This is a genomic window from Streptomyces sp. YGL11-2 (assembly GCF_050054615.1).
Classification (GTDB): Bacteria; Actinomycetota; Actinomycetes; order Streptomycetales; family Streptomycetaceae; genus Streptomyces.
On record NZ_JBNHIN010000007.1, the window covers coordinates 15690 to 35836 of the forward strand.

Sequence of the window (20147 nt, forward strand, 5' to 3'; positions counted from 1 at the left end):
CCGCCGCCGTGTCGGGCGCGAAGATCGAAGTCATGCTGTGGTCCGATCCGCCCGATGAACCCTCCGAGGAGCTGCGCGAAGCGCAGGCGAAGCTCCGTCGGCTGGGCTTCGTGCTGGCCACGGCGGTCATGGTGGGGACGCTGGTGCTCCTGGTGAGGTGACCGCCGCACGCCCGCCGCCCCCGGGCCCGAGAGCGCCCCATTTCCCCCTTCTGCAACCGCAGCCGCCGAATTCGCATCTTTCTCTCCTGATAGCGCAATTCGGGCATGCGGCCGCGCGGCGACCGGCCGGCCGCCGGCTAGTGGGGAGATCGATGAACAGGCCGCTCAGACACATAGCCGTCTTCTCCGGGGTGCTGGTGCTCGCCCTGCTGGTCCGGGTGACCTGGGTCCAGTTCGTCAAGGGCGACCAACTGGCGAACGACAGCAACAACTCGCGGGTCAACATCGAGGCGTACTCGTATCCGCTCGGCAACATCATCGTGGACGGCAAGCCGATCACCGGGTCCGCGGAGACCGGCGGCGACTACAGGTACAAGCGCACCTACACCGACGGCGCGATGTACGCCCCGGTCACCGGTTACGCCAGGCAGGCGGCGGGCGAGACCATGCTGGAGGGCGTCTACAAGAAGGTGCTCAGCGGCAAGGACGACCGACTCTTCTTCAACCGGGCGCGGGGGATGCTGACCGGCGAGAAGCCGCGCGGCGGCGATGTCCTCACCACCATCAACGCGAAGGCGCAGCAGGCGGCGTACAAGGGGCTGACCGATCTGAAGGCCACCGGCGCGGTGGTCGCCCTCGACCCGCGGACCGGCAGGATCCTGGCGCTGGCCAGCACGCCGTCGTACGACCCGTCGGTCTTCGCCGGGCAGACCTTCGCGGAGGGCGGGAAGTTCGAGGCGCTCGACCACGACGCGGGCAAGCCGATGAACAACCGCGCGCTGCGCGAGATCTACCCGCCCGGCTCGACCTTCAAGATCCTCACCGCCGCCGCGGCCCTGGAGCACGGCACGGTCACCGACATCAACGCCTCCTCCGGCGCCCCCGCCCCGTACACCCTCCCGCAGACCCGCACCCAGGTCGGCAACGACGTCGCGGGGGCGCCCTGCGACAAGGCGTCGATGAAGACCGGCATGCAGTGGTCCTGCAACAACGTCTTCCTGGACGCCGCGCACAAGCTCGGGACGGACAAGATGCGCGAGACGGCGGAGAAGTTCGGCTTCAACGCGGAGCAGTTCATCCCCGTCCGTTCCGCGAAAAGCGGTTACCCCGCCAAGCTCGACCAGCCGAAGACCGCGCTGACCGGTATGGGCCAGGGCGACCTCACCAGCACCCCGCTCCAGATGGCGATGGTCGCCGCCGGAATCGCCAACAACGGCAAGGTGATGAAGCCGTTCATGGTCGAGGAGCTGCGCGGCCCGGATCTGTCCACGATCGAGAAGTTCGACCCGGCGCCGCTGAATCCGAAGTCCCCGCAGGCGGTTTCGGAGAGCACCGCGAAGAAGGTGCAGGAAATGATGGAGTACACCGTCTCGGACGGCACCGCCTCGAAGGCGAAGATCGACGGCGTGACGGTCGGCGGCAAGACCGGCACCGCGCAGCACGGTGTGAACGTCGACGACGAGCGCCCGTACGCCTGGTTCGTCTCGTACGCCAAGCAGGCCGACGGCACCTCCCCGGTGGCGGTCGCCGTCTTCGTCGACCCGAAGAACATGGACATCCCGCGCGCGGAGATCGCCGGCGGAAAGCTGGGCGGTCCGATCGCGAAGTCGGTGATGGAGGCCGTGCTGAAGAAGTGACCGCCGGCCGGAATGGCGGCTTTTCGGAGTAAGCCTCCGTACGCGACCGTGGCGGAGCGGGAGGATCGCGGTACGGAAAGGGACCGGAAGGGCCAGAAAGGACCGGAAAGATCCGAAAACGGCGGCACCGGCCGGAAGGGCGCCGGGCCGCCGTTTCCCCTTTCCGGCCCCTCCCGACCCCCTTTCCGGTCCTTTCCGGCCCTTTCCGGCCCCTGTGCGTTCGCTGTGGTTTTGCGGGCACTCATCGACAATTCACGGCCGCCGCCTCTACATTCGCCTAATGGCCAGCATTAATAAGAGCCCGAGGCGCACCGCGACCCGGCTGACAGCGGCGGCGGCCGGTATCGCCCTGCTCGCCACCGGCGCGGTCGCCTGCGGCTCCCGCCCCGCCCACCACACGCCGACCGCGGCGGCCGGCGGCCCCGCCCCCGCCCCCCGCTCCATGGGTCTGCGCGACGCCCCCAACGCCCGCGACCTGGGCGGCTACCGGACCGCCGACGGACACGAGATCCGCCACGGCGTCGTCTACCGCGCCGACGCCCTCAACACCCTCACCCCCGCCGAACAGCAGACGCTCACCGCGGACCACATCACCCAGGACCTCGACTTCCGCTCCCCCGTCGAGGTCGCCACCGCCCAGGACCAGATCCCCGCCGGTGTCCGGCGCACCGCGCTCCCGGTCTACAACCCCGACAGCGACATGGCCAGGACCATGGGCGAGGTCGTCAAGGGCGGCCCAGCGGCCCAGCAGAAGCTGCTCGGCGGCGGCAGGGGCGGGCAGCTGATGACCTCGTACTACGCCTGGCTGGTCAGCGATCCGAGCGCGAGCAGGGAGTTCGGCGCGGCGGTGCGGGACATCGCCCACGGCTCCGGGCCGGTCCTCTACCACTGCACCCAGGGCAAGGACCGCACCGGCTGGATGAGCGCCCTCCTGCTGACCGCCGCGGGCGTCCCGCGCGCCACCGTGGACCAGGACTACCTGGCCTCCAACCACTACCTCCAGGCCGCCAACGACCACGAGCTGGCGCAGCTTCAGGCCGCCGGCAAGGTCAAGGACCCGCAGCTGCTGGAACCGGTGCTCGGCGTCCGCGCCGGCTATCTCGACGCCGCGTTCAACGAGGTCACGGCCAAGTACGGGACCTTCGACGGCTATCTGAGAAAGGGACTCGGCCTCGACCAGGCCACCGAGCAGAAGCTCCGCCGGCGTCTCGTCACCGCCTAGCGGGGGCCCGCGCCGATGTCCCCCCGCGTCCACGCCCTCGTCATGGCCGGGCTGTGCGTCCTGGTCGTCCCCCTGGCCCTACTGTCCTGGCGCCCGCTCGCCCGCCGCCGGGGCTGGGCCCCCGTCCCCACGCTCCTGCTGCTGCTCACCGGCGGCCTGTGCTTCGCGATCACCCTCCCCGACCAGATCGCGCCCAGCGTGCTCCGGCGGCTGCACGAGTGCGTCGTCGAGGGCGGCGCCGGCGTCCGCACCCTGGGCGCCGGCCCCGGCCACCAGCTCGTCAACGTCCTGCTCTGGATCCCGCCCGCGCTCTGCGGCGTCCTGGCGACCCGGCGCGCGCTGGCCGTCCCCCTCCTGGTCTCCGCCACCTGGGCCGGCGTCGAACTGCTCCAGACCCTCGACCCCGTACGGGACTGCCAGCCCGCCGACTGGGCCCACAACACCCTGGGCGCCGCGATCGGCGCGCTCCTCGGCTGGCTCGCGCTGCGGATCGCCCGGCGCCGCAGGGGCGCCGCGGCCCCCTGACCGACCGCGGGACACCCCCGGCCGCACCGGCACCCGCCGCCCGCTCCGTACGATGGCCGGCATGACCGAAGCGCCCCGCCCCCGCCGCCTTGTCCTCGCCTCCCAGTCCCCCGCCCGTCTGGGCCTGCTCCGGCAGGCCGGACTGGCGCCCGAGGTCGTCATAAGCGGTGTCGACGAGGACGCGGTCAGCGCCCCGACGCCCGGCGAGCTGGCCCGCGTCCTGGCCGAGGCCAAGGCCGCCGCGGTCGCCGCCCGGCCGGAGGCCGCGGGCGCGCTGGTCGTCGGCTGCGACTCGGTCCTGGAGCTGGACGGCCGGGCGCTCGGCAAGCCCGCGGACGCCGAGGACGCCACCGCCCGCTGGAAGTCCATGCGCGGCCGTTCCGGCATCCTGCAGACCGGCCACTGCGTGATCGACACCGCCTCCGACCGCCGGGTCTCGGCCACCGCGTCCACCACGGTCCACTTCGGCGAGCCCAGCGACGCCGAGATCGCCGCCTACGTGGCCAGCGGCGAACCCCTCTTCGTGGCCGGCGCGTTCACCCTCGACGGCCGCTCGGCCCCCTTCATCGACGGCATCGACGGCGACCCGGGCAACGTCATCGGCCTCTCCCTGCCGCTGCTCCGCCAGCTGCTGGCCGACCTGGACATCGCCATCACGGATTTGTGGGCCTGAGCGGGGTACCGGGAGCGCGTCGGCGCCCAAGGTGACGGCTGATCAGCGGTTGAGGTCGAAGACGGGCACCCCGCGCCCCTCGTACGCCTTCGGCTCGACCGTGGCGACCAGCGCGTCCGCACCCCACTCGGGAAGGTTCCGGGCGGCATGGATGGCAGCACCGATGCCCAGCGGCACTCCGTCGCGGTGGAGTTGAGCCACCGACAGCATCGCCGGGTAGTCCAAGTCGAGGGTGTGGATGACCTCCAGCTGCCCGACGTGCTCGGCGATCCCCAGATGCTTCCGGTCGGCCTCCAGAACGGAGAGCACCGGCACCCATAAGCGGGTGTCCGCCTCCGCGTGGGCTCGGTGGATCAGCGCGGACACCTGCCTGTTCCCCGCGAGCGCCGCGAGAGCCGGCGTGTCGAGAACGAGATGGTGCAGGATCACTCGGCGGCGCCCTGCTGCTGCGCAAACGCCGCGCGAAGCCGCGCGCCCATCGCCGCACTCTCCTCGTCGCTCACCTCGACACCGAAGTGCTCGGCCAGATACGCACGCGTCCGCTCCGCCCGCTCCCGGCGTTCCTCCTCCGTCAGCGTCTCCTCCGCGAACTCCTGCACCAACGAACGGATCGACGTTCCCCGGGACTCCGCGATCACCGCCAGACGGTCACGCACGTCGGCCGACACCCGAATCATCGCATCACTCATGGCCGGAGTATACGTCCCTGTATACAGCGGGGGAAAGTCGAGGACACTCATACCGCACCGCTCTCAGAACACCGGCAGCGCCCACAGGTCGCCGTCGTTCATCACGAAGACGCGGTTGCCGTCGGCGGACAGCCACTGGCGGCCCTGTGAGTCGGGCAGCTGGTAGCTCCAGACCGGGTAGCCGCTGTTCTGGTCCACGGTCTCCACCTTGGCCTGCATGCCTCGGCCGACGGTGTAGATCGTCCAGATGCCGCCGCCCTGGACGACGACCGGCGTCGTGATGCCGGCGCTGCCGCGCACCTGGAAGATCTCCTTGCCGTCGTCGGGCCGACGCTTCATCGGCAGGGTGGACTCCGTCCCGTCGTCGTGTTCGAGGTTCTCGAAGGCCGCGTAGACCGCGTCCGGGTAGGCGGTGACCACGCCGTAGCGCGAGGGGCGGTTGAGGTAGTCCTTCTCCTTGACGTGCCACAGCTCCTTGCCGTCGGTGATCCGGCGGGCGGTCAGCGTGGTGCCGCCGAAGTAGACGGTGGAGCCGGAGAGCGCCGGACGGACGTGGCGGTCGGACTGGTTGCGGATGTCCCAGGCCCGGTGACCGGTGGCGGTGTCCACGGCGAGCGCATGGCCGTCGAGGGTGCCCAGGACCAGCCGGCCGTCGGCGATCACCCCGGGCGGCTGGAGCTTGCCGCGGAACGGCGGGTCGATCGGCGCGGTCCAGCGGATCCGCGCGTCGGACCGGCCGACGGCCCGCAGCCGGTGGTCCTTGGTCAGGACGTAGACCGCGTGGTCGTCGGCGGCGAGCAGGGAGTCCGCCTCGGCGGGGGCGGTCCAGCGGGGTTCGCCGGTGGTCGCGACGAACGTCCGGAGCGTGCCGTGGTCGTCGACGGCGGCGATCAGGCGGTCGGAGAGCGAGAGGTAGCGGCGGGCCGCGCGGATGCCCGGCGCGGCCCAACGGCGCTTCCCGTCCACGACGTTGTGGGCCGCGATACCGCCGCCGAGCGCGCCGAAGACGATGACGTCCCGTACGGGCAGCGGGGCGGGCGTGTCGGAAGCGAGGACGTTCAGCGGGCCCCACAACGCCTTCGGCGAGCCGCCGTTGACGTAGTCGCCGTCGTCCGCCTTCAGCACATGCGCCACCGGCGTCCGGGCCGCCGGCGGAAAGGCGAACAGGTCGGTCTTCGCGACGGGCGGGCGCCGCCGCGGCCACCAGAGCGCCGCCGCCCCGCCGCCCGCGGCGAGCACCGCACCGCCCGCCGCGGCGCCGATCAGCAGCCAGCGGCGGGACACCGGCGGCTCGGCGTCCGTACCCGCCGTCAGCGTGGTCAGCTCGTGGATGCCGCTCTCCCGCTCCTTGATCTCCTGGGCCACCGGCCCGCGCCGCCAGGCCCGTTCGGCGCCCCGCGGCGGGGCGAAGGCGGTGGCGATCTGCGCGGGCGCGGGGCGGGCCGCCGCCTCCTTGGCGAGCAGCGGCGCGATGAGCACCCGGAGCGTTTCCGGGACGCCGGAGAGATCGGGCTCCTCGTGGACGACCGCGTACTGGACGGCGGCGATGTGGCTGCCGTCGTAGACCCGCTTGCCGGTCGCCGCGTACGCCAGGACGGCGCCCAGCGAGAAGATGTCGGCCGGCGGGGCGACCCGGCGGCCCAGGACCTGCTCGGGGGCGCCGTAGCCGGGGGTGACCGGGACCTGGCCGGTGGTGGTGAGGGTCAGACCGTGCTCGGGCCGGGCGATGCCGAAGTCGATGATGCGCGGACCGGCCGAGGTGAGCACGATGTTCGGCGGCTTGAGGTCGCGGTGGATCAGGCCCGTGGCGTGGATGTCCGCCAGGGTGAGCGCGAGGGACGCGGCCAGCGCGCGCACCGCCGCCTCGCCGAACGGGCCGTACGCCTCCACCGCCTGATCGAGCGTCGGCCCGGCCAGGAACTCGGTGGCGATCCACGGCCGCCCGCCCTCGGTCTGCGCGCCCAGGACGTTCGCCACGCCCGTGCCGGTGACCGCCCGCGCCGCCTGCGCCTCGCGGACGAAGCGCTGCGCGAGCTGGGTCTCGTGGGCGAGTTCGGGCCGCAGCACCTTGACCGCGGCGACGGTGCCAGCCGCGTCCTGGCCGACGTAGACCTTGCCCATGCCGCCTTCGCCGAGCACGCCGAGCAGGCGGTACGGGCCGAGGCGGAGCGGGTCGCCGGTGCCGAGGGGTTTCATGGCATGGGGGCTTTCTGGCGGAGGGACGTGCCGGCCGCGGGCCGGCGGGTACCGGTCACTGGAGCGGGAACGCGGCGAGGTAGTGGCCGCCGACCGCGAGGACCACCTTGGCCCCCTCGTGGGCGGCGAAGCGGTCCGCGGAGGTCTTGTACGTGTGGGCGGTCAGGTGCGAGGAAAGGCCGACCGCCCGGAGCACGCCCTCGGCCTTGCTGTGGACATAGACGTGGCCGGGGCCGACGACCGGGGGGTCGTAGACGGCGGACCGCCCGGCGTCGCCGCCCTGCTGGGTCCAGCGCACCGCCCCGCTCGCCGCGTCGAACGCGACGGCGCCGAGCCCCTTCTCCACCGCGTACAGCACGCCGCCCTTGAGCGCCGGTGGCCCGTAGGTCTTCCCGGGGCGGGCGGCGGAGCTGTCCCAGGCCGGCGTGCCGTCGCTCAGCCGCAGGGCGCGCAGCGGCCCGTTGCCCAGGTAGACGTGGCCGGCGTCGGTGGCCAGTTGGGGCCGTACCAGGTCCCGGCCGACGGCGAACGGCCGGTCCCAGACGAGGGCGCCGGTGCGGGTGTCCCGGGCCTGGGTGCGGATCTTCCCGTCGTTGGTCTCGAAGAGCAGGACCAGGCGTTCGCCGACGGCCTGGGCGGCGAGGTAGTAGAGGCGGAGGGATCCGACCCACTTGGCCTTGGGCGGGCGGTCCGGCAGCCGCTGCCGCCAGCGCACGGTGCCGTGCGCGCGGTCGACGGCGGCGACGGACCAGGTCTGCCGGTCCGGCTGGAAGTAGATGTCATTGCTCGGGCCCGTGCAGGCCACCACGTAGAACGTGTCGGCGGTGACGCAGAGCAGCTGGTTGAGCTGGGTGACGCCGTTGAAGTCGGCGAGTTCGACGGCCGGTTGGCCCGCCTTGCCGGTGGCGGGGTCGATCGGCACGATCCGCAGCGGGGCGTTGGCGCCGGCCTGGGTGATGGCGGGCAGGCTGTAGAGGCGGGTGCCGTCGCCGGCGACCTCCCAGCCGCCCAGGTCTCCGTCGGCGATCCAGTGGACGGTCCCCGCCGCCGGGTCGAAGCCGGCCGGCCCCTGGGCGGCGAACGCCATACCCAGGTCGCCGAGAGCGGCCGGCGGTGCGGGATTGCCGGGCGTGGCGTCCCTCTCCGGCTCGGCGATCTGCTTCTGCCAGAGCGAGTCCAGCTTCTTCCTCGCGAGCGGCGGCACCGTGGGGCCCGGCGACGGCTTGGTGTACGAAGCCCCCTGGGGCTGTGGGCCGCCCGAGGAGAGCCAGGCCCACAGCCCGGCGCCGGCGCCCGCCAGCCCGAGCGCCGTACCCGCCCCGGCCGTCAGCAGACCGCGGCGGGAGAGGCCGCGCGGGCCGGCGTCGGCCGGGACCGGCGGCAGGGTGGCGGCGTCCGCCGGAGCGGGCAGCCGCTCCGGCCGGATCTGCCAGACCTCGCTCGCCCGCCCGCCGATCAGTGCCAGCAGCGCGTCCGGCAGATGGTCGGCGAACTCCCCGTCGCCGTCGTGGAGTCGGTCGGCCAGCTCGGACGTGGCGGGCCGTTGTGCGGGGTCCTTGGACAGGCAGCGGGTGAGCAGCGGGACCAGGGCGCCGGGGACCCCGGTGAGGTCGGGGTCGCCGTAGCGCACGCGGTAGAGCAGATCTGCCGGCCGGCCGCCGCCGAAGGGGCCGCGCCCGGTGGCGGCGAACACCAGCACCCCGGCGACCGCGAACACGTCGCCGGCCGGGGTGTGTTCCTGCCCGGCGGCCTGCTCCGGCGACATGAACGCCGGGGTGCCGACCGCGGCTCCGGTGTGCGTCAGCCGCTCGTCGCCGAGGGCGCGGGCGATGCCGAAGTCGATGACCTTCGGGCCGTGCGCCGTGACCATGATGTTGGACGGCTTGAGGTCGCGGTGCACCACATCGGACCGGTGCAGCTGGCCGAGCGCGCCGCACAGCCCGGCCCCCAGGGCCCGTACGGCCCCCTCGGGCAGCGGGCCGCCCCGCTCCACCGCCTCGTCGAGCGGCGGCCCGAGGACGTACTCGGTGGCCAGCCAGGGCGTTTCGGCGGCCGGATCGGCGTCGACGACCTGCGCGCCGTAGCGCCCGCCGATGACCCGGGCGGCGTCCGCCTCCAGCCGGAACCGGGTGCGGAACTCGGCCTCCCGGGCGATCCGGGCGTGCATCGTCTTGATCGCCAGGGTCCGGCCGCCCGGCGAACGGGCCAGATAGACGGTGCCCATACCGCCGCTGCCGAGGCGGGCGATCGGCCGGTACGGGCCGAACCCGGCCGGGTCGTCATGGGTGAGCGGGAGCGGCACGGGCTTCAGTCCTGGCAGGGAGTGGGCAACGCCGGGCGGAGAGCGGGGGACGCCGGGCGGAGGGCGGGGGACGCCGGGCGGAGGGCGGGGGACGGCTGTCGGTGGGCGGGAAACATCGGCAGCGTGGCGCCGGCCGGCACCGGGGTCTCGGCGGGCGGGGCGGGGGCGGGCGCCGCGGGGGCCGCCCGCCTCTCCTCGGGGAGGTTCACCGCCAGCAGCGCCGCGGACTGCCGGGCCAGCGCGGCGATCACCCGGCCGGGCAGCCAGCCGGGGCCGAGGACCGCGGCGGCGCGGTCCGCCGGGGCGTCGGCGACGGCGGCCGGGCGCGCGGGAGCGGCGGCGGGTACCGCGGCGAGCACCGCCGTGGCCCGGTCCACCGGCCCCTCCGCTCCGTCCGTTCCACCCGTCCCGTTCGCTCCACCCGTACCGACCGGTCCATCCGCTCCGTCCGTCCCGGCGGCCGGGACCAGCGCGTCCAGCAGCTCCGCCGGCCGCGGTCGGGCCGCCGGGTCGCGCGACAGGCAGGCACCGACCAGGGCCCGCAACCCGGCCGGGATCTCGTCCCGTTCGGGCACGGTGTGGCCGGTCGCGGCGTACGCCAGCGTCGCCCCCAGCGCATACACGTCCCCCGCCGGCAGCGGCCGCTCCCCGGCGGCCTGCTCGGGCGGCAGGCTGCCCGACTCCAGTCCCGGCAGCCCGGAGCGCGGCGCGCCGTCCCCGGCAGCCGTACGGACGGCGCCGAAGCAGGTCAACCGGGGCCCGTCGGCGGCGAGCAGCACCGCGGCCGGGCAGACCCCGGCATGGGCCAGGCCCTGCCCGTGCCCGATGGCCAGCGTCTCCACGAGGGCCGCACCCATGGCCCGTACGGTGCGCTCCGGCAGCGGCCCGCCGTACGCGGCGAGCGCGGCCGGCAGCGGCAGCACGGGCAGATAGGGGCGGGCGTGCCAGGGCGGCTCGCCCGGCGCGGCGAGTTCGGTGGCCGGCGCCGACCACCGTCCGAGCAGATAACGGGAGGTCTCCGCCTCGGCCAGGAACCGCCCGGCGTCCACGCCCGGCAGCGGCAGGCTGATCAGGACCGTGCGGTCGCCGTCCGCGCTGCGCGCCACGTAGCGGCGCTCGGGTACGGGTACCGGCGAGGCGGCGTCGTCCAGCGCGGTCAGCACGATGTACGGCCCGATGGCGTCGAAACGTCGCGGATCGCCCGCCGGCGCGTCATGCGGCCGCATGCGCCCTTTCCCCCTCTGCCCCTGTTCAGCCCGTGCCGTGCCCCCGGCAACAGCCCACAGAGCCTACAAGGGCACGCCGCACGCCCCGGAGGGGCATCCAACTCGGCCCGCCGCGGCAGGAGTTCGGGGCGGGGCCGAGACCCGCGGCGGGCGGTGCGGCGGGCGCGCGTCAGGCGGGTGAGCCGCCCGCGACCGGGGCGTCGGCAGCGGCGTCGCGCGGTTCCCCGTACGCCACCAGGGTCAGCACCAGCAGCGCCAGCACCACCATCATCGCGAGGAACGCCACCCAGCCGACCAGCCCGACGGCGAACGCCCCGAGCACCCCGTGCACCACGGCACAGGCGATCAGCACGATGCGCGAGAACCCGCCGGGCGCGCGGTCGCGCAGCGCGCTGCGGAGCAGAACCACCGCGCAGAAGGCCAGGAAGGCGCCGAAGACCCCGCCGCCGATCCACGCCCCGGCGGACATCGCGCGCGGCTGGAGCCCCGCGAGCGACATCTGCTGCCGGTCCACCACGATGCTCAGGATCCAGTTGAGCAGCAGGATCCCGGCCGCCTCCAGGATCAGGACCACCGCCGCCGCCAGAGCCACCGGTCTACGCGCCACCATCCGGCCCACCCCACTTCTTCCACTGTCATGCGCCGTCATCACGAGCTGTTACCAGGAGTACCGAGGCATCAGGCACGCTACTAACGGGTAACCGTGAGGGCAAGGGGTGTGCACGACCCCGTCCGGACCCGCGCCGGCGCATCCGCACGCGCCGTGCCCACCCGAAAACTTTCACTCGCCCATTCGTAGGGACTCCACAAAGAATTGACGGTCCGCCGGACGTCCGCAGTTCGAGACCTAGGCCACACCGTGCCTCGAGCCGGAGCCCTGGAATCCGGGCCTACCCTGGGATTCCAACGGACTTTGGTCCCTCACCATCGCCGCGTGCACGCTCCGTGTGGGCAAGCTCACCCCAGGGAACGGGTCGGCACGCGGTGTCGCCAGTCCCTAAACTCGCTGCGTTCAGTGTGTTGCGGCGTAGCGCCAAGGAAGGACCCATCGTGCGCAAGGTGCTCATCGCCAACCGTGGCGAAATCGCTGTCCGCGTTGCCCGGGCATGCCGGGACGCCGGGATCGGGAGCGTAGCCGTCTACGCCGAGCCCGACCGGGACGCCCTGCACGTACGGGCGGCGGACGAGGCATACGCCCTGGGCGGTGACACCCCGGCCACGAGCTACCTGGACATCGCCAAGGTCCTGCAGGCCGCCGCCGATTCCGGCGCGGACGCGGTCCACCCCGGCTACGGCTTCCTCTCGGAGAACGCCGAGTTCGCCCAGGCCGTCCTCGACGCGGGCCTGACCTGGATCGGCCCGCCCCCGCACGCCATCCGCGACCTCGGCGACAAGGTCGCAGCGAGGCACATCGCGCAGCGCGCCGGCGCCCCGCTAGTCGCCGGCACCCCCGACCCGGTCTCCGGCGCGGACGAGGTCGTCGCCTTCGCCGAGGAGCACGGCCTGCCGATCGCGATCAAGGCGGCCTTCGGCGGCGGCGGTCGCGGCCTGAAGGTCGCCCGCACCCTCGAAGAGGTCCCGGAGCTGTACGACTCCGCGGTCCGCGAGGCGGTCGCCGCCTTCGGCCGCGGCGAGTGCTTCGTCGAGCGCTACCTGGACCGCCCGCGGCACGTCGAGACCCAGTGCCTGGCCGACAAGCACGGCAACGTCGTGGTCGTCTCCACCCGCGACTGCTCGCTCCAGCGACGTCACCAGAAGCTCGTGGAGGAGGCCCCGGCGCCCTTCCTCTCCGACGAGCAGAACGCGGAGCTGTACCGCGCCTCCAAGGCCATCCTCCAGGAGGCCGGCTACGAGGGCGCCGGCACCTGCGAGTTCCTCGTGGGCCAGGACGGCACCATCTCCTTCCTGGAGGTCAACACCCGCCTCCAGGTCGAGCACCCGGTCACCGAAGAGGTCACCGGCCTGGACCTGGTCCGCGAGATGTTCCGGATCGCCGACGGCGAGGAACTGGGCTACGACGACCCGGCGGTGCGCGGCCACTCCTTCGAGTTCCGGATCAACGGCGAGGACCCGGGCCGCAACTTCCTGCCCGCGCCCGGCACGGTCACCACGTTCGCCGCGCCGTCCGGCCCGGGCGTCCGCCTGGACGCGGGCGTCGAGGCCGGCTCGGTCATCGGCCCGGCCTGGGACTCCCTGCTGGCCAAGCTGGTCGTCACCGGCGCCACCCGCGCACAGGCCCTCCAGCGCGCCGCCCGCGCCCTGAACGAGTTCCAGGTGGAGGGCATGGCCACCGCCATCCCGTTCCACCGCGCGGTCGTCAAGGACCCGGCGTTCGCCCCCGAACTGGACGGCTCCGCCGACCCGTTCACCGTCCACACCCGCTGGATCGAGACCGAGTTCGTCAACGAGATCCCGCCGTTCGCCGCGCCCGGCGGCGAGGAGGCCGAGACGGACACCCGCGAGACGGTCGTCGTCGAGGTCGGCGGCAAGCGCCTGGAGGTCTCCCTGCCGTCCTCGCTCGGCATGCCGCTGGCCCGCGCCGCGGTCGCCGGCGGCGCCAAGCCGAAGCGCAAGGCCGCCAAGAAGTCGGGCAGCGCCGCCTCCGGCGACGCCCTCGCCTCGCCGATGCAGGGCACCATCGTCAAGGTCGCCGTCGAGGAGGGCCAGCAGGTCACCGAGGGCGAACTGGTCGTCGTCCTGGAGGCGATGAAGATGGAGCAGCCCCTCAACGCACACCGCTCCGGCACCATCAAGGGCCTGACCGCCGAGGTCGGCGCCGCCCTCACCTCCGGCGCGGTCATCTGCGAGATCAAGGACTGACCCGGCGGCACACCGCCGACAGGAACGGGCGCCCGGCAGCCAGCCGCCGGGCGCCCGTTCCCGTTCACGAACTCCCGACCACGTCCTCCGGGAACGTCAGCGACCTGCTCATCCACTGCAGCGCGGCGGGCAGTTCGCGCCGCCAGGTGGCGAAGTTGTGGCTGCCGTGGTCGAGGATGATCGAGTCGGCCTTCATCGGCGGTTTGACCGCGGCCAGGAACGCCTTCGCCGCCGGGTAGTTGGGCTCGCCCGCACGGCTGGTGCCGATCAGCACGTTCACCTGCGGGGCGGGCAGGTTCTTCAGCCGCCACATCAGATCGTGCTCCTGGCGGCGCCGGGCGCGGTCCTTGCCGTCGCCGAAGAGGTTGCCGGTGGTGGGGTCGTCGGAGACCTTGTAGTCGGGCGAGAGCGCCGCCGCCGCAGTGTACGTACGGGAGTGGATCATGGCCAGCTGGAGGGCGCAGCTGCCGCCCGAGGAGTAGCCCATGACGCCCCAGGCGCCCGGGTCGCTGCCGACGCGGTAGTGCGACCGCAGCGCGTCCGGCACATCGCTGGCGAAGAAGGTCTCGGCCTGCGGGCCGCCGGGCACGTCGACGCACTGGGTGTCGCGCGGCGGCGCGATGGTGGGCCGCAGCATGACGATGACGGTCGGCTGCATCTTGCCGCTGCGGATCAGCTGGGACGCGGTCTCCGGCAGCCGCAGGTGCTGGCCCAGCAGGAATATCCCGCCCGGGTAGCCGGCGAGCGCCACGACGACCGGGAACCGCTGGCGGGCGTACTGCTTCTGGAAGTACTGCGGCGGCAGGTAGACGTATGCCGGGTTCACCACCCGGGTCCGCTTGCCGACGATCTTCACGGTCTCGACCTTGCCGTTCTTGTCCGGCGGCCCCGTGGGGATCCCGTGCACCTTGTCCAGGCCCTCGGGGCCGGACGCCTGCACGAGCCCCTTCGACGGGTCCCCGGCGGGCCCCGCCTTGCCCTGGTCGCCCCACTTGCCGACGGCGGCCGGCGCCCCGTCGTAGAGGCCGAGCAGCTCGTGCCAGGAGGCGTAGAACTCGAAGTTGGCGTTCACCCCGAGCCCGAGCGCCGCCACGATGCTCAGCTGGGTCGCGGCGATCAGGCCGAGCCGCCCCAGCACCGCCCGCGGCCCGCGGCCCGCGAACCGCGGCCACATCCAGACCGTGAGCCCCACGCAGACCACGGCGACCGCGATCATGGCGTACAACAGCGACCGGCTGGTCAGTCCCATGGCATGTTCCCCAGGTGTCCGGGATATTCCGGCTGTTCCCGGATATCCGTACGCAGCGCGCTCGCCCCGCCGGTCCCTAGGGCGGCCGGTCGCCACGCAACGTGTTCCAGCGGCCTCCGGAAGCCCCCGGAAGACCTCATTGCGCCAGGTTTGATGGCCCTTGGAACGGTGACGTTGCGGCCTTTCCGAGGAGTTCGGCCAGCCGTCGGCCGCGGTACCCCGGAGCGTCATCCCCCGGCCGCCGCCCGTCCACCGGGCCTCGGGGGCGTACGTCCCGGCCCGGTCGCCGCCGGTGCGATGGCATCCTGGACGCATCCGGGCGGGACCGGCCGGGTCGAGGAAGGACGGGCGATGGCGACCGAGACGGCAGGGCAGCGGCGGGCAGAGCGGGCCGCGGCGGCGCACGCACCGGCGGGGGCGCCCACCGTACGCCCCATGCGGGCCGACGCGCGCCGCAACTACGAGCGGCTGCTGACCGAGGCCCGTACGGCCTTCACGGAGCACGGCACGGACACCTCGCTGGAGGACATCGCCCGCCGCGCGGGCGTCGGCATCGGCACGCTCTACCGGCACTTCCCCAACCGCACCGCCCTGATGGGCGCGGTCTTCCAGGGCGAGGTCGACGCCCTGCTGGCCTACGCCAGGGAACTGGCCGACGCACCGCAGCCGTGCACCGCGCTGGTCGACTGGCTGCGCGCGATCATCGCCCACGCCAGCACCTACCGCGGCCTGTCCCGGGCCCTGATGACGGCGTCGGCCGACGAGTCCTCGGGGATGGCGCGGTGCAGCGTGCCGATGCGGGAGGCCGGCGGCGCGCTGCTGGCCCGCGCCCAGCAGGCCGGCGCGGTCCGCCGCGACATCGGCATCAACGACCTGATGCAGCTCACCAACGGCATCGCCCTGGCCGCCGAGGAGTCCCCCGACGACCCGGAGCTGCCCGACCGGCTGCTGACGCTGACGCTCCGCGGGCTCAAAGCGGGCGCGGGGGTCTAGGTCCAGTCGGGTACGGCAGGGCCGGGGAAGCCCTGCCGCGACGGCCGCCCGACCCCGCCCGGCCGCTCAGCGGCGCCGTGGCGCCAGGTCGGCCACCCGGCCGCCCGGCCCGTCCGCGAGCGAGCCCGCGGAACGCAGCTGCGGGGCACCGGCCGCACCGCCCGGGTGGCTGCGCCGCTGGCCCGGCAGCGGCACGTCCCGCCGCGGGCCCCGGCGCTCCGGCGGGGCGGCGTCCACGCCGGGCTGGCCCGGCCCCTGCCCGACCGGTGAGCCGCTGGCGACGGCGATCTGGACGCCCTGGTCGGCCAGCGCCTGCAACTCCGTGGCGGCCCGGTCGTCATGGGCCGGCGGCTCGTCCGTCACGAGCCGGGTGATGACGTCCGTCGGCACGGTCTGGAACATCGTGTCGGAGCCGAGCTTGGTGTGGTCGGCGAGCACCACCACCTCCCCCGCCGCCTGCACCAGCGCCCGGTCGACGCTGGCGGAGAGCATGTTGGAGGTGGACAGCCCGCGCTCCGCGGTCAGGCCGCTGCCCGACAGGAAGGCGCGCGAGACCCGCAGTCCTTGGAGCGACTGCTCGGCCCCGCTGCCGACCAGCGCGTAGTTGGAACCGCGCAGGGTCCCGCCGGTCATCACCACCTCCACGCGGTTGGCATGAGCCAACGCCTGGGCGACCAGCAGGGAGTTGGTGACGACGGTCAGGCCGGGGACCCGGGCGAGCCGGCGGGCCAGCTCCTGGGTGGTCGTCCCGGCGCCGACGACGATGGCTTCGCCCTCTTCGACGAAGCCCGCGGCGAGGTCGGCGATGGCCGTCTTCTCCGCGGTCGCGAGGTGGGACTTCTGCGGGAAGCCGGACTCCCGGGTGAAGCCACCCGGTAGGACCGCACCGCCGTGCCGGCGGTCGAGCAGCCCCTCCGCCTCCAGCGCCCGCACGTCGCGCCGTACGGTTACTTCAGAGGTCTGGACGACGCGGGCGAGCTCCCGGAGCGACACGGCTCCGTTCGCACGCACCATTTCTAGGATCAATTGGCGACGTTCTGCAGCGAACACGAAACTGACAGTAACGCCAACGACCGTCTGTTTTCAGCAGGTTGCACCAATTAACGGAAGTTGTTCACACGGCTCCGCATGACGTGATATGCGGCATGCACATGCTGTGCCCCGTCACCCTGCATACCCAAACGTGCTCGATGCCTGGTCAGTTACGCTCCCGGGCAGACGAGCAGGGCCCCCGGAGACAGGTTGCCCGATCCTGACCATGCAGGACCGTTTCACCCCAAGTGCCCACCGGGGGCACAAATATTCCATGCTGTTCCGTGCGCCGCTCACCCGCCCGGCGCCCTTCCGCTGCCCGCCGTACGGGCGGTTCGCCGGGGCCGGTCCGACGGGTCGGGGCCGGGATCGGGGCCGGGATCGGGGCCGGGGTCGGAAAGGCCCTACTCGCTGGCGGCCTTGCGGGTGTGGAGCTGGCGGGCGACCTCGGCGATCGATCCGGACAGCGACGGGTAGACCGTGAAGGCGCTGGCGATCTGCTCGACGGTCAGGTTGTTGTCGACCGCGATCGAGATCGGGTGGATCAGTTCACTGGCGCGCGGCGAGACGACCACGCCGCCGACGACGATGCCCGTACCGGGGCGGCAGAACAGCTTCACGAAGCCGTCGCGGATGCCCTGCATCTTGGCGCGCGGGTTGCGCAGCAGCGGGAGCTTGACCACCCGGGCGTCGATCACGCCGCCGTCGACGTCGGCCTGGGAGTAGCCGACGGTGGCGATCTCGGGATCGGTGAAGACGTTCGCGGAGACCGTCTTGAGGTTCAGCGGCGTGACCGCGTCGCCGAGGAAGTGGTACATCGCGATCCGCCCCTGCATGGCGGCGACCGACGCCAGCGCGAAGACGCCGGTGCAGTCACCCGCGGCGTACACCCCGGGGGCCGTGGTCCGCGAGACCTTGTCGGTCCAGATGTGGCCGGAGTCCTTCAGCTTCACCCCGGCCGCCTCCAGTCCGATCCCCTCCGTGTTGGGGATGGAGCCGACCGCCATCAGGCAGTGCGTACCGGAGATCGTCCGGCCGTCCGCGAGGGTGACCTCGACGCGGTCGCCCACCCGCTTGGCGGACTGCGCGCGGGAGCGCGCCATGACGTTCATGCCGCGGCGGCGGAAGACGTCCTCCAGCACGGCGGCGGCGTCCGGGTCCTCGCCCGGCAGCACCCGGTCGCGGGAGGAGACGAGGGTGACGCGGGAGCCGAGCGCCTGGTAGGCGCCGGCGAACTCGGCGCCGGTGACACCGGAGCCGACCACGATGAGTTCCTCGGGCAGCTCCGTGAGGTCGTAGACCTGCGTCCAGTTCAGGATCCGCTCGCCGTCCGGGAGCGCGTCGGGGATCTCGCGCGGGTGCGCGCCGGTGGCGATCAGCACGGCGTCGGCGATCAGCGCCTCGGACGTGCCGTCGGCGGCGGTGACCGTGACCTTCCGCGAGCCGTCCGGCGCCTGCCCCGGCTCCAGCCGGCCGCGCCCGCGCATGACCCGGCCGCCGGCCCGCGTGACGGAGGCGGTGATGTCGTGCGACTGGGCGAGCGCCAGCCGCTTCACGCGTCGGTTGACCTTGCCGAGGTCGACGCCGACGACCCGCGCCGGGCGCTCCTTGTACGGAGTGTCGTCCTCGACCCTGATGCCGAGCTCCTCGTACGAGGAGTCGAAGTTCGTCATCACCTCGGCCGTGGCGATGAGGGTCTTCGACGGGACGCAGTCGGTCAGCACCGACGCTCCACCCAGACCGTCGCAGTCGACGACGGTCACCTCCGCGCCGAGCGAGGCGCCCACCAGGGCCGCTTCGTATCCGCCGGGTCCGCCACCGATGATCACGATCCGAGTCACGTACTCCATTGTCCCGCACGCCCGTACGTACCTCTCGCCCGGGGGCGCGGACATCGCCGGGCGGGCGCCGGTCCGCGCTCTCGACAGCCCCGTCGTACGAACCTCCGGTACCACGAGCCCATCGAGGAACCTCCCGTACCCTCGGAAGCATGTCGCTCTACGCCGCGTACGCCGGCAACCTCGACGCGCGGCTGATGTCCCGCCGCGCACCGCACTCGCCGCTGCGCGGCACCGGCTGGCTCAACGGCTGGCGGCTCACGTTCGGCGGCGAGCAGATGGGCTGGGAGGGTGCCCTGGCGACGGTCGTCGAGGACCCCGGCTCCCAGCTCTTCGTCGCGCTCTACGACGTCGCCCCGATGGACGAGGAGTCGCTGGACCGCTGGGAGGGCGTCGGCCTGGACATCTACCGCCGCATGCGGGTCCGGGTGCACACCCTCGACGGCGACGAGGCCGCCTGGATCTACGTCCTCAACGGCTACGAGGGCGGCCTGCCCTCGGCCCGCTACCTGGGCGAGATCGCCGACGCCGCGGAGTCCGCCGGCGCCCCGCACGACTATGTGATGGAGATCCGCAAGCGGCCCTGCTGAGGAGCCGGCGGACGCCGCCGCCGACCGGGGCCGGGTGCGGCCTCGCCGGCCGGGCGCGCCTGCGCCCGCGCACCGCACCCCGTTTGGCAGAAGCCACAACCACCCGTTCCCAGCACCGTGGGCACCGACATCTACGCGCGTAGGGGATTACCGGCTACCCTCGTCCGCGTGAACGCATCTGTTACCCCGGACATCGACCCGCAGGGCGCCGCCAGCGCCGCAGCCGCCCGCCTCCGCGAGCTCACCGGCGCCGAGAGCCACGACGTCGCCCTGGTCATGGGCTCCGGTTGGGCCCCGGCCGCCGAGGCTCTGGGCGCGCCCGAGCACGAATTCCCCGTCACCGAGCTGCCCGGCTTCCCGCCGCCCGCCGTCGCCGGCCACGGCGGCAAGATCCGCTCGTACAAGATCGGCGAGAAGCGCGCCCTGGTCTTCCTGGGCCGCACCCACTACTACGAGGGCCGCGGCGTGGCCGCCGTCGCGCACGGCGTCCGCACCGCCGTCGCCGCCGGCTGCAAGACCGTCGTCCTCACCAACGGCTGCGGCGGCCTGCGCGACGGTATGCGCCCCGGCCAGCCGGTCCTGATCAGCGACCACCTCAACCTCACCGCCACCTCCCCCATCATCGGCGCGAACTTCGTCGACCTGACGGACCTGTACTCGCCGCGGCTGCGCGCGCTGTGCAAGGAGGTCGACCCGAGCCTGGAGGAGGGCGTCTACGTCCAGTTCCCCGGCCCGCACTACGAGACCCCGGCCGAGATCAAGATGATCCGCACCCTGGGCGCCGACCTCGTCGGCATGTCCACGGTCCTGGAGGCCATCGCCGCCCGCGAGGCCGGCGCCGAGGTGCTGGGCCTGTCGCTGGTGACGAACCTCGCCGCCGGCATGACGGGCGAGCCGCTCAACCACGAAGAGGTGCTCCAGGCCGGCCGCGACTCCGCGACCCGGATGGGCGCGCTGCTCGGCCAGGTCCTCGCCAAGATCTAGCCGGAACCGG

Annotated in this window: 18 protein-coding genes; 9 read left to right on the forward strand and 9 right to left on the reverse strand. The window is 73.3% G+C overall.

The features are described 5' to 3' along the window. Positions 1–32: 32 nt before the first annotated feature. From mmpB to ACO1BR_RS10430, 5 genes are all read left to right on the forward strand, one after another. Positions 33–161 carry a morphogenic membrane protein MmpB gene (mmpB, locus tag ACO1BR_RS10410; RefSeq protein WP_426794927.1) on the forward strand — a complete coding sequence of 43 codons (129 nt, stop codon included), beginning with the start codon at positions 33–35 and terminating at the stop codon, positions 159–161. A 152-nt stretch (positions 162–313) separates the two neighbouring features. Beyond that, positions 314–1798, forward strand: a complete 1485-nt coding sequence (locus tag ACO1BR_RS10415; RefSeq protein ID WP_426794740.1) for a peptidoglycan D,D-transpeptidase FtsI family protein — start codon at positions 314–316, stop codon at positions 1796–1798. Between the two features lie 280 nt (positions 1799–2078). Further along, positions 2079–3020 (forward strand): tyrosine-protein phosphatase, encoded by a 942-nt coding sequence (locus tag ACO1BR_RS10420; RefSeq protein WP_426794741.1) that lies wholly within the window; start codon positions 2079–2081, stop codon positions 3018–3020. Between the two features lie 15 nt (positions 3021–3035). Then, on the forward strand, positions 3036–3545 hold the full coding sequence (locus ACO1BR_RS10425; protein WP_426794742.1) for a hypothetical protein: 510 nt from the start codon (positions 3036–3038) through the stop codon (positions 3543–3545). Between the two features lie 61 nt (positions 3546–3606). Continuing rightward, a complete protein-coding gene (locus ACO1BR_RS10430) occupies positions 3607–4218 on the forward strand; it encodes a nucleoside triphosphate pyrophosphatase (RefSeq protein WP_426794743.1) in 612 nt (203 codons plus the stop codon). A gap of 42 nt (positions 4219–4260) precedes the next feature. Here ACO1BR_RS10430 and ACO1BR_RS10435 read toward each other — a convergent pair whose 3' ends face one another. The 6 genes from ACO1BR_RS10435 to ACO1BR_RS10460 all read right to left on the reverse strand — a co-directional run bounded on the left by ACO1BR_RS10435 (position 4261) and on the right by ACO1BR_RS10460 (position 11241). Continuing rightward, complete coding sequence (locus tag ACO1BR_RS10435) at positions 4261–4647, reverse strand: hypothetical protein (protein WP_426794744.1); 387 nt, start codon at positions 4645–4647, stop codon at positions 4261–4263. Then, positions 4644–4907 carry a hypothetical protein gene (locus ACO1BR_RS10440; protein WP_426794745.1) on the reverse strand — a complete coding sequence of 88 codons (264 nt, stop codon included), beginning with the start codon at positions 4905–4907 and terminating at the stop codon, positions 4644–4646. The genes ACO1BR_RS10435 and ACO1BR_RS10440 overlap by 4 nt, the downstream gene beginning before the upstream one ends. Before the next feature lie 63 nt (positions 4908–4970). Further along, positions 4971–7103 carry a protein kinase domain-containing protein gene (locus ACO1BR_RS10445; RefSeq protein ID WP_426794746.1) on the reverse strand — a complete coding sequence of 711 codons (2133 nt, stop codon included), beginning with the start codon at positions 7101–7103 and terminating at the stop codon, positions 4971–4973. A gap of 55 nt (positions 7104–7158) precedes the next feature. Beyond that, a complete protein-coding gene (locus ACO1BR_RS10450) occupies positions 7159–9405 on the reverse strand; it encodes a protein kinase domain-containing protein (protein ID WP_426794747.1) in 2247 nt (748 codons plus the stop codon). A 5-nt stretch (positions 9406–9410) separates the two neighbouring features. Continuing rightward, the gene (locus ACO1BR_RS10455; protein WP_426794748.1) at positions 9411–10631 is read right to left on the reverse strand and encodes a serine/threonine protein kinase; all 1221 of its coding nucleotides are present in this window, start codon (positions 10629–10631) and stop codon (positions 9411–9413) included. A gap of 169 nt (positions 10632–10800) precedes the next feature. After that, a complete protein-coding gene (locus ACO1BR_RS10460) occupies positions 10801–11241 on the reverse strand; it encodes a hypothetical protein (RefSeq protein ID WP_426794749.1) in 441 nt (146 codons plus the stop codon). Positions 11242–11681: 440 nt separating this feature from the next. On the opposite strand from ACO1BR_RS10460, the gene ACO1BR_RS10465 reads away from it, so the two are divergent. Beyond that, a complete protein-coding gene (locus ACO1BR_RS10465; protein ID WP_426794750.1) occupies positions 11682–13451 on the forward strand; it encodes an acetyl/propionyl/methylcrotonyl-CoA carboxylase subunit alpha in 1770 nt (589 codons plus the stop codon). Positions 13452–13515: 64 nt separating this feature from the next. On the opposite strand, the gene ACO1BR_RS10470 is transcribed toward ACO1BR_RS10465, so the two are convergent. Further along, entirely contained in the window at positions 13516–14700 is a 1185-nt protein-coding gene (locus ACO1BR_RS10470) for an alpha/beta hydrolase (protein WP_426794751.1), read from the reverse strand. A 351-nt stretch (positions 14701–15051) separates the two neighbouring features. Between ACO1BR_RS10470 and ACO1BR_RS10475 the strand changes: the two genes are divergently transcribed. Then, complete coding sequence (locus tag ACO1BR_RS10475; protein WP_426794752.1) at positions 15052–15693, forward strand: TetR/AcrR family transcriptional regulator; 642 nt, start codon at positions 15052–15054, stop codon at positions 15691–15693. Between the two features lie 66 nt (positions 15694–15759). Here ACO1BR_RS10475 and ACO1BR_RS10480 read toward each other — a convergent pair whose 3' ends face one another. Both ACO1BR_RS10480 and ACO1BR_RS10485 read right to left on the reverse strand, forming a co-directional pair. Then, complete coding sequence (locus ACO1BR_RS10480; protein WP_159508356.1) at positions 15760–16743, reverse strand: DeoR/GlpR family DNA-binding transcription regulator; 984 nt, start codon at positions 16741–16743, stop codon at positions 15760–15762. 386 nt (positions 16744–17129) lie between these two features. Next, complete coding sequence (locus tag ACO1BR_RS10485) at positions 17130–18575, reverse strand: NAD(P)H-quinone dehydrogenase (protein WP_426794753.1); 1446 nt, start codon at positions 18573–18575, stop codon at positions 17130–17132. Positions 18576–18715: 140 nt separating this feature from the next. Here ACO1BR_RS10485 and ACO1BR_RS10490 point away from each other — a divergent pair, with 140 nt between their 5' ends. Together ACO1BR_RS10490 and ACO1BR_RS10495 are read left to right on the forward strand one after the other, a co-directional pair. Beyond that, positions 18716–19153: a gamma-glutamylcyclotransferase gene (locus tag ACO1BR_RS10490; protein WP_426794754.1), complete on the forward strand. Its 438-nt coding sequence runs from the start codon at positions 18716–18718 to the stop codon at positions 19151–19153. A 168-nt stretch (positions 19154–19321) separates the two neighbouring features. After that, complete coding sequence (locus ACO1BR_RS10495; RefSeq protein WP_426794755.1) at positions 19322–20137, forward strand: purine-nucleoside phosphorylase; 816 nt, start codon at positions 19322–19324, stop codon at positions 20135–20137. The last annotated feature ends 10 nt before the right edge of the window (positions 20138–20147 follow it).

What these genes read in the sequence shown, in the direction of transcription:
- ACO1BR_RS10430 (WP_426794743.1), top strand. Translation starts at nt 3,607, where the DNA reads ATGACCGAAGCGCCCCGCCCCCGCCGCCTTGTCCTCGCCTCCCAGTCC.
- ACO1BR_RS10445 (WP_426794746.1), bottom strand. Translation starts at nt 7,103, where the DNA reads ATGAAACCCCTCGGCACCGGCGACCCGCTCCGCCTCGGCCCGTACCGC.
- ACO1BR_RS10440 (WP_426794745.1), bottom strand. Translation starts at nt 4,907, where the DNA reads ATGAGTGATGCGATGATTCGGGTGTCGGCCGACGTGCGTGACCGTCTG.
- ACO1BR_RS10490 (WP_426794754.1), top strand. Translation starts at nt 18,716, where the DNA reads ATGTCGCTCTACGCCGCGTACGCCGGCAACCTCGACGCGCGGCTGATG.
- ACO1BR_RS10475 (WP_426794752.1), top strand. Translation starts at nt 15,052, where the DNA reads ATGGCGACCGAGACGGCAGGGCAGCGGCGGGCAGAGCGGGCCGCGGCG.
- ACO1BR_RS10425 (WP_426794742.1), top strand. Translation starts at nt 3,036, where the DNA reads ATGTCCCCCCGCGTCCACGCCCTCGTCATGGCCGGGCTGTGCGTCCTG.
- ACO1BR_RS10455 (WP_426794748.1), bottom strand. Translation starts at nt 10,631, where the DNA reads ATGCGGCCGCATGACGCGCCGGCGGGCGATCCGCGACGTTTCGACGCC.
- ACO1BR_RS10470 (WP_426794751.1), bottom strand. Translation starts at nt 14,700, where the DNA reads ATGGGACTGACCAGCCGGTCGCTGTTGTACGCCATGATCGCGGTCGCC.
- ACO1BR_RS10415 (WP_426794740.1), top strand. Translation starts at nt 314, where the DNA reads ATGAACAGGCCGCTCAGACACATAGCCGTCTTCTCCGGGGTGCTGGTG.
- ACO1BR_RS10460 (WP_426794749.1), bottom strand. Translation starts at nt 11,241, where the DNA reads ATGGTGGCGCGTAGACCGGTGGCTCTGGCGGCGGCGGTGGTCCTGATC.
- mmpB (WP_426794927.1), top strand. Translation starts at nt 33, where the DNA reads ATGCTGTGGTCCGATCCGCCCGATGAACCCTCCGAGGAGCTGCGCGAA.
- ACO1BR_RS10420 (WP_426794741.1), top strand. Translation starts at nt 2,079, where the DNA reads ATGGCCAGCATTAATAAGAGCCCGAGGCGCACCGCGACCCGGCTGACA.
- ACO1BR_RS10485 (WP_426794753.1), bottom strand. Translation starts at nt 18,575, where the DNA reads ATGGAGTACGTGACTCGGATCGTGATCATCGGTGGCGGACCCGGCGGA.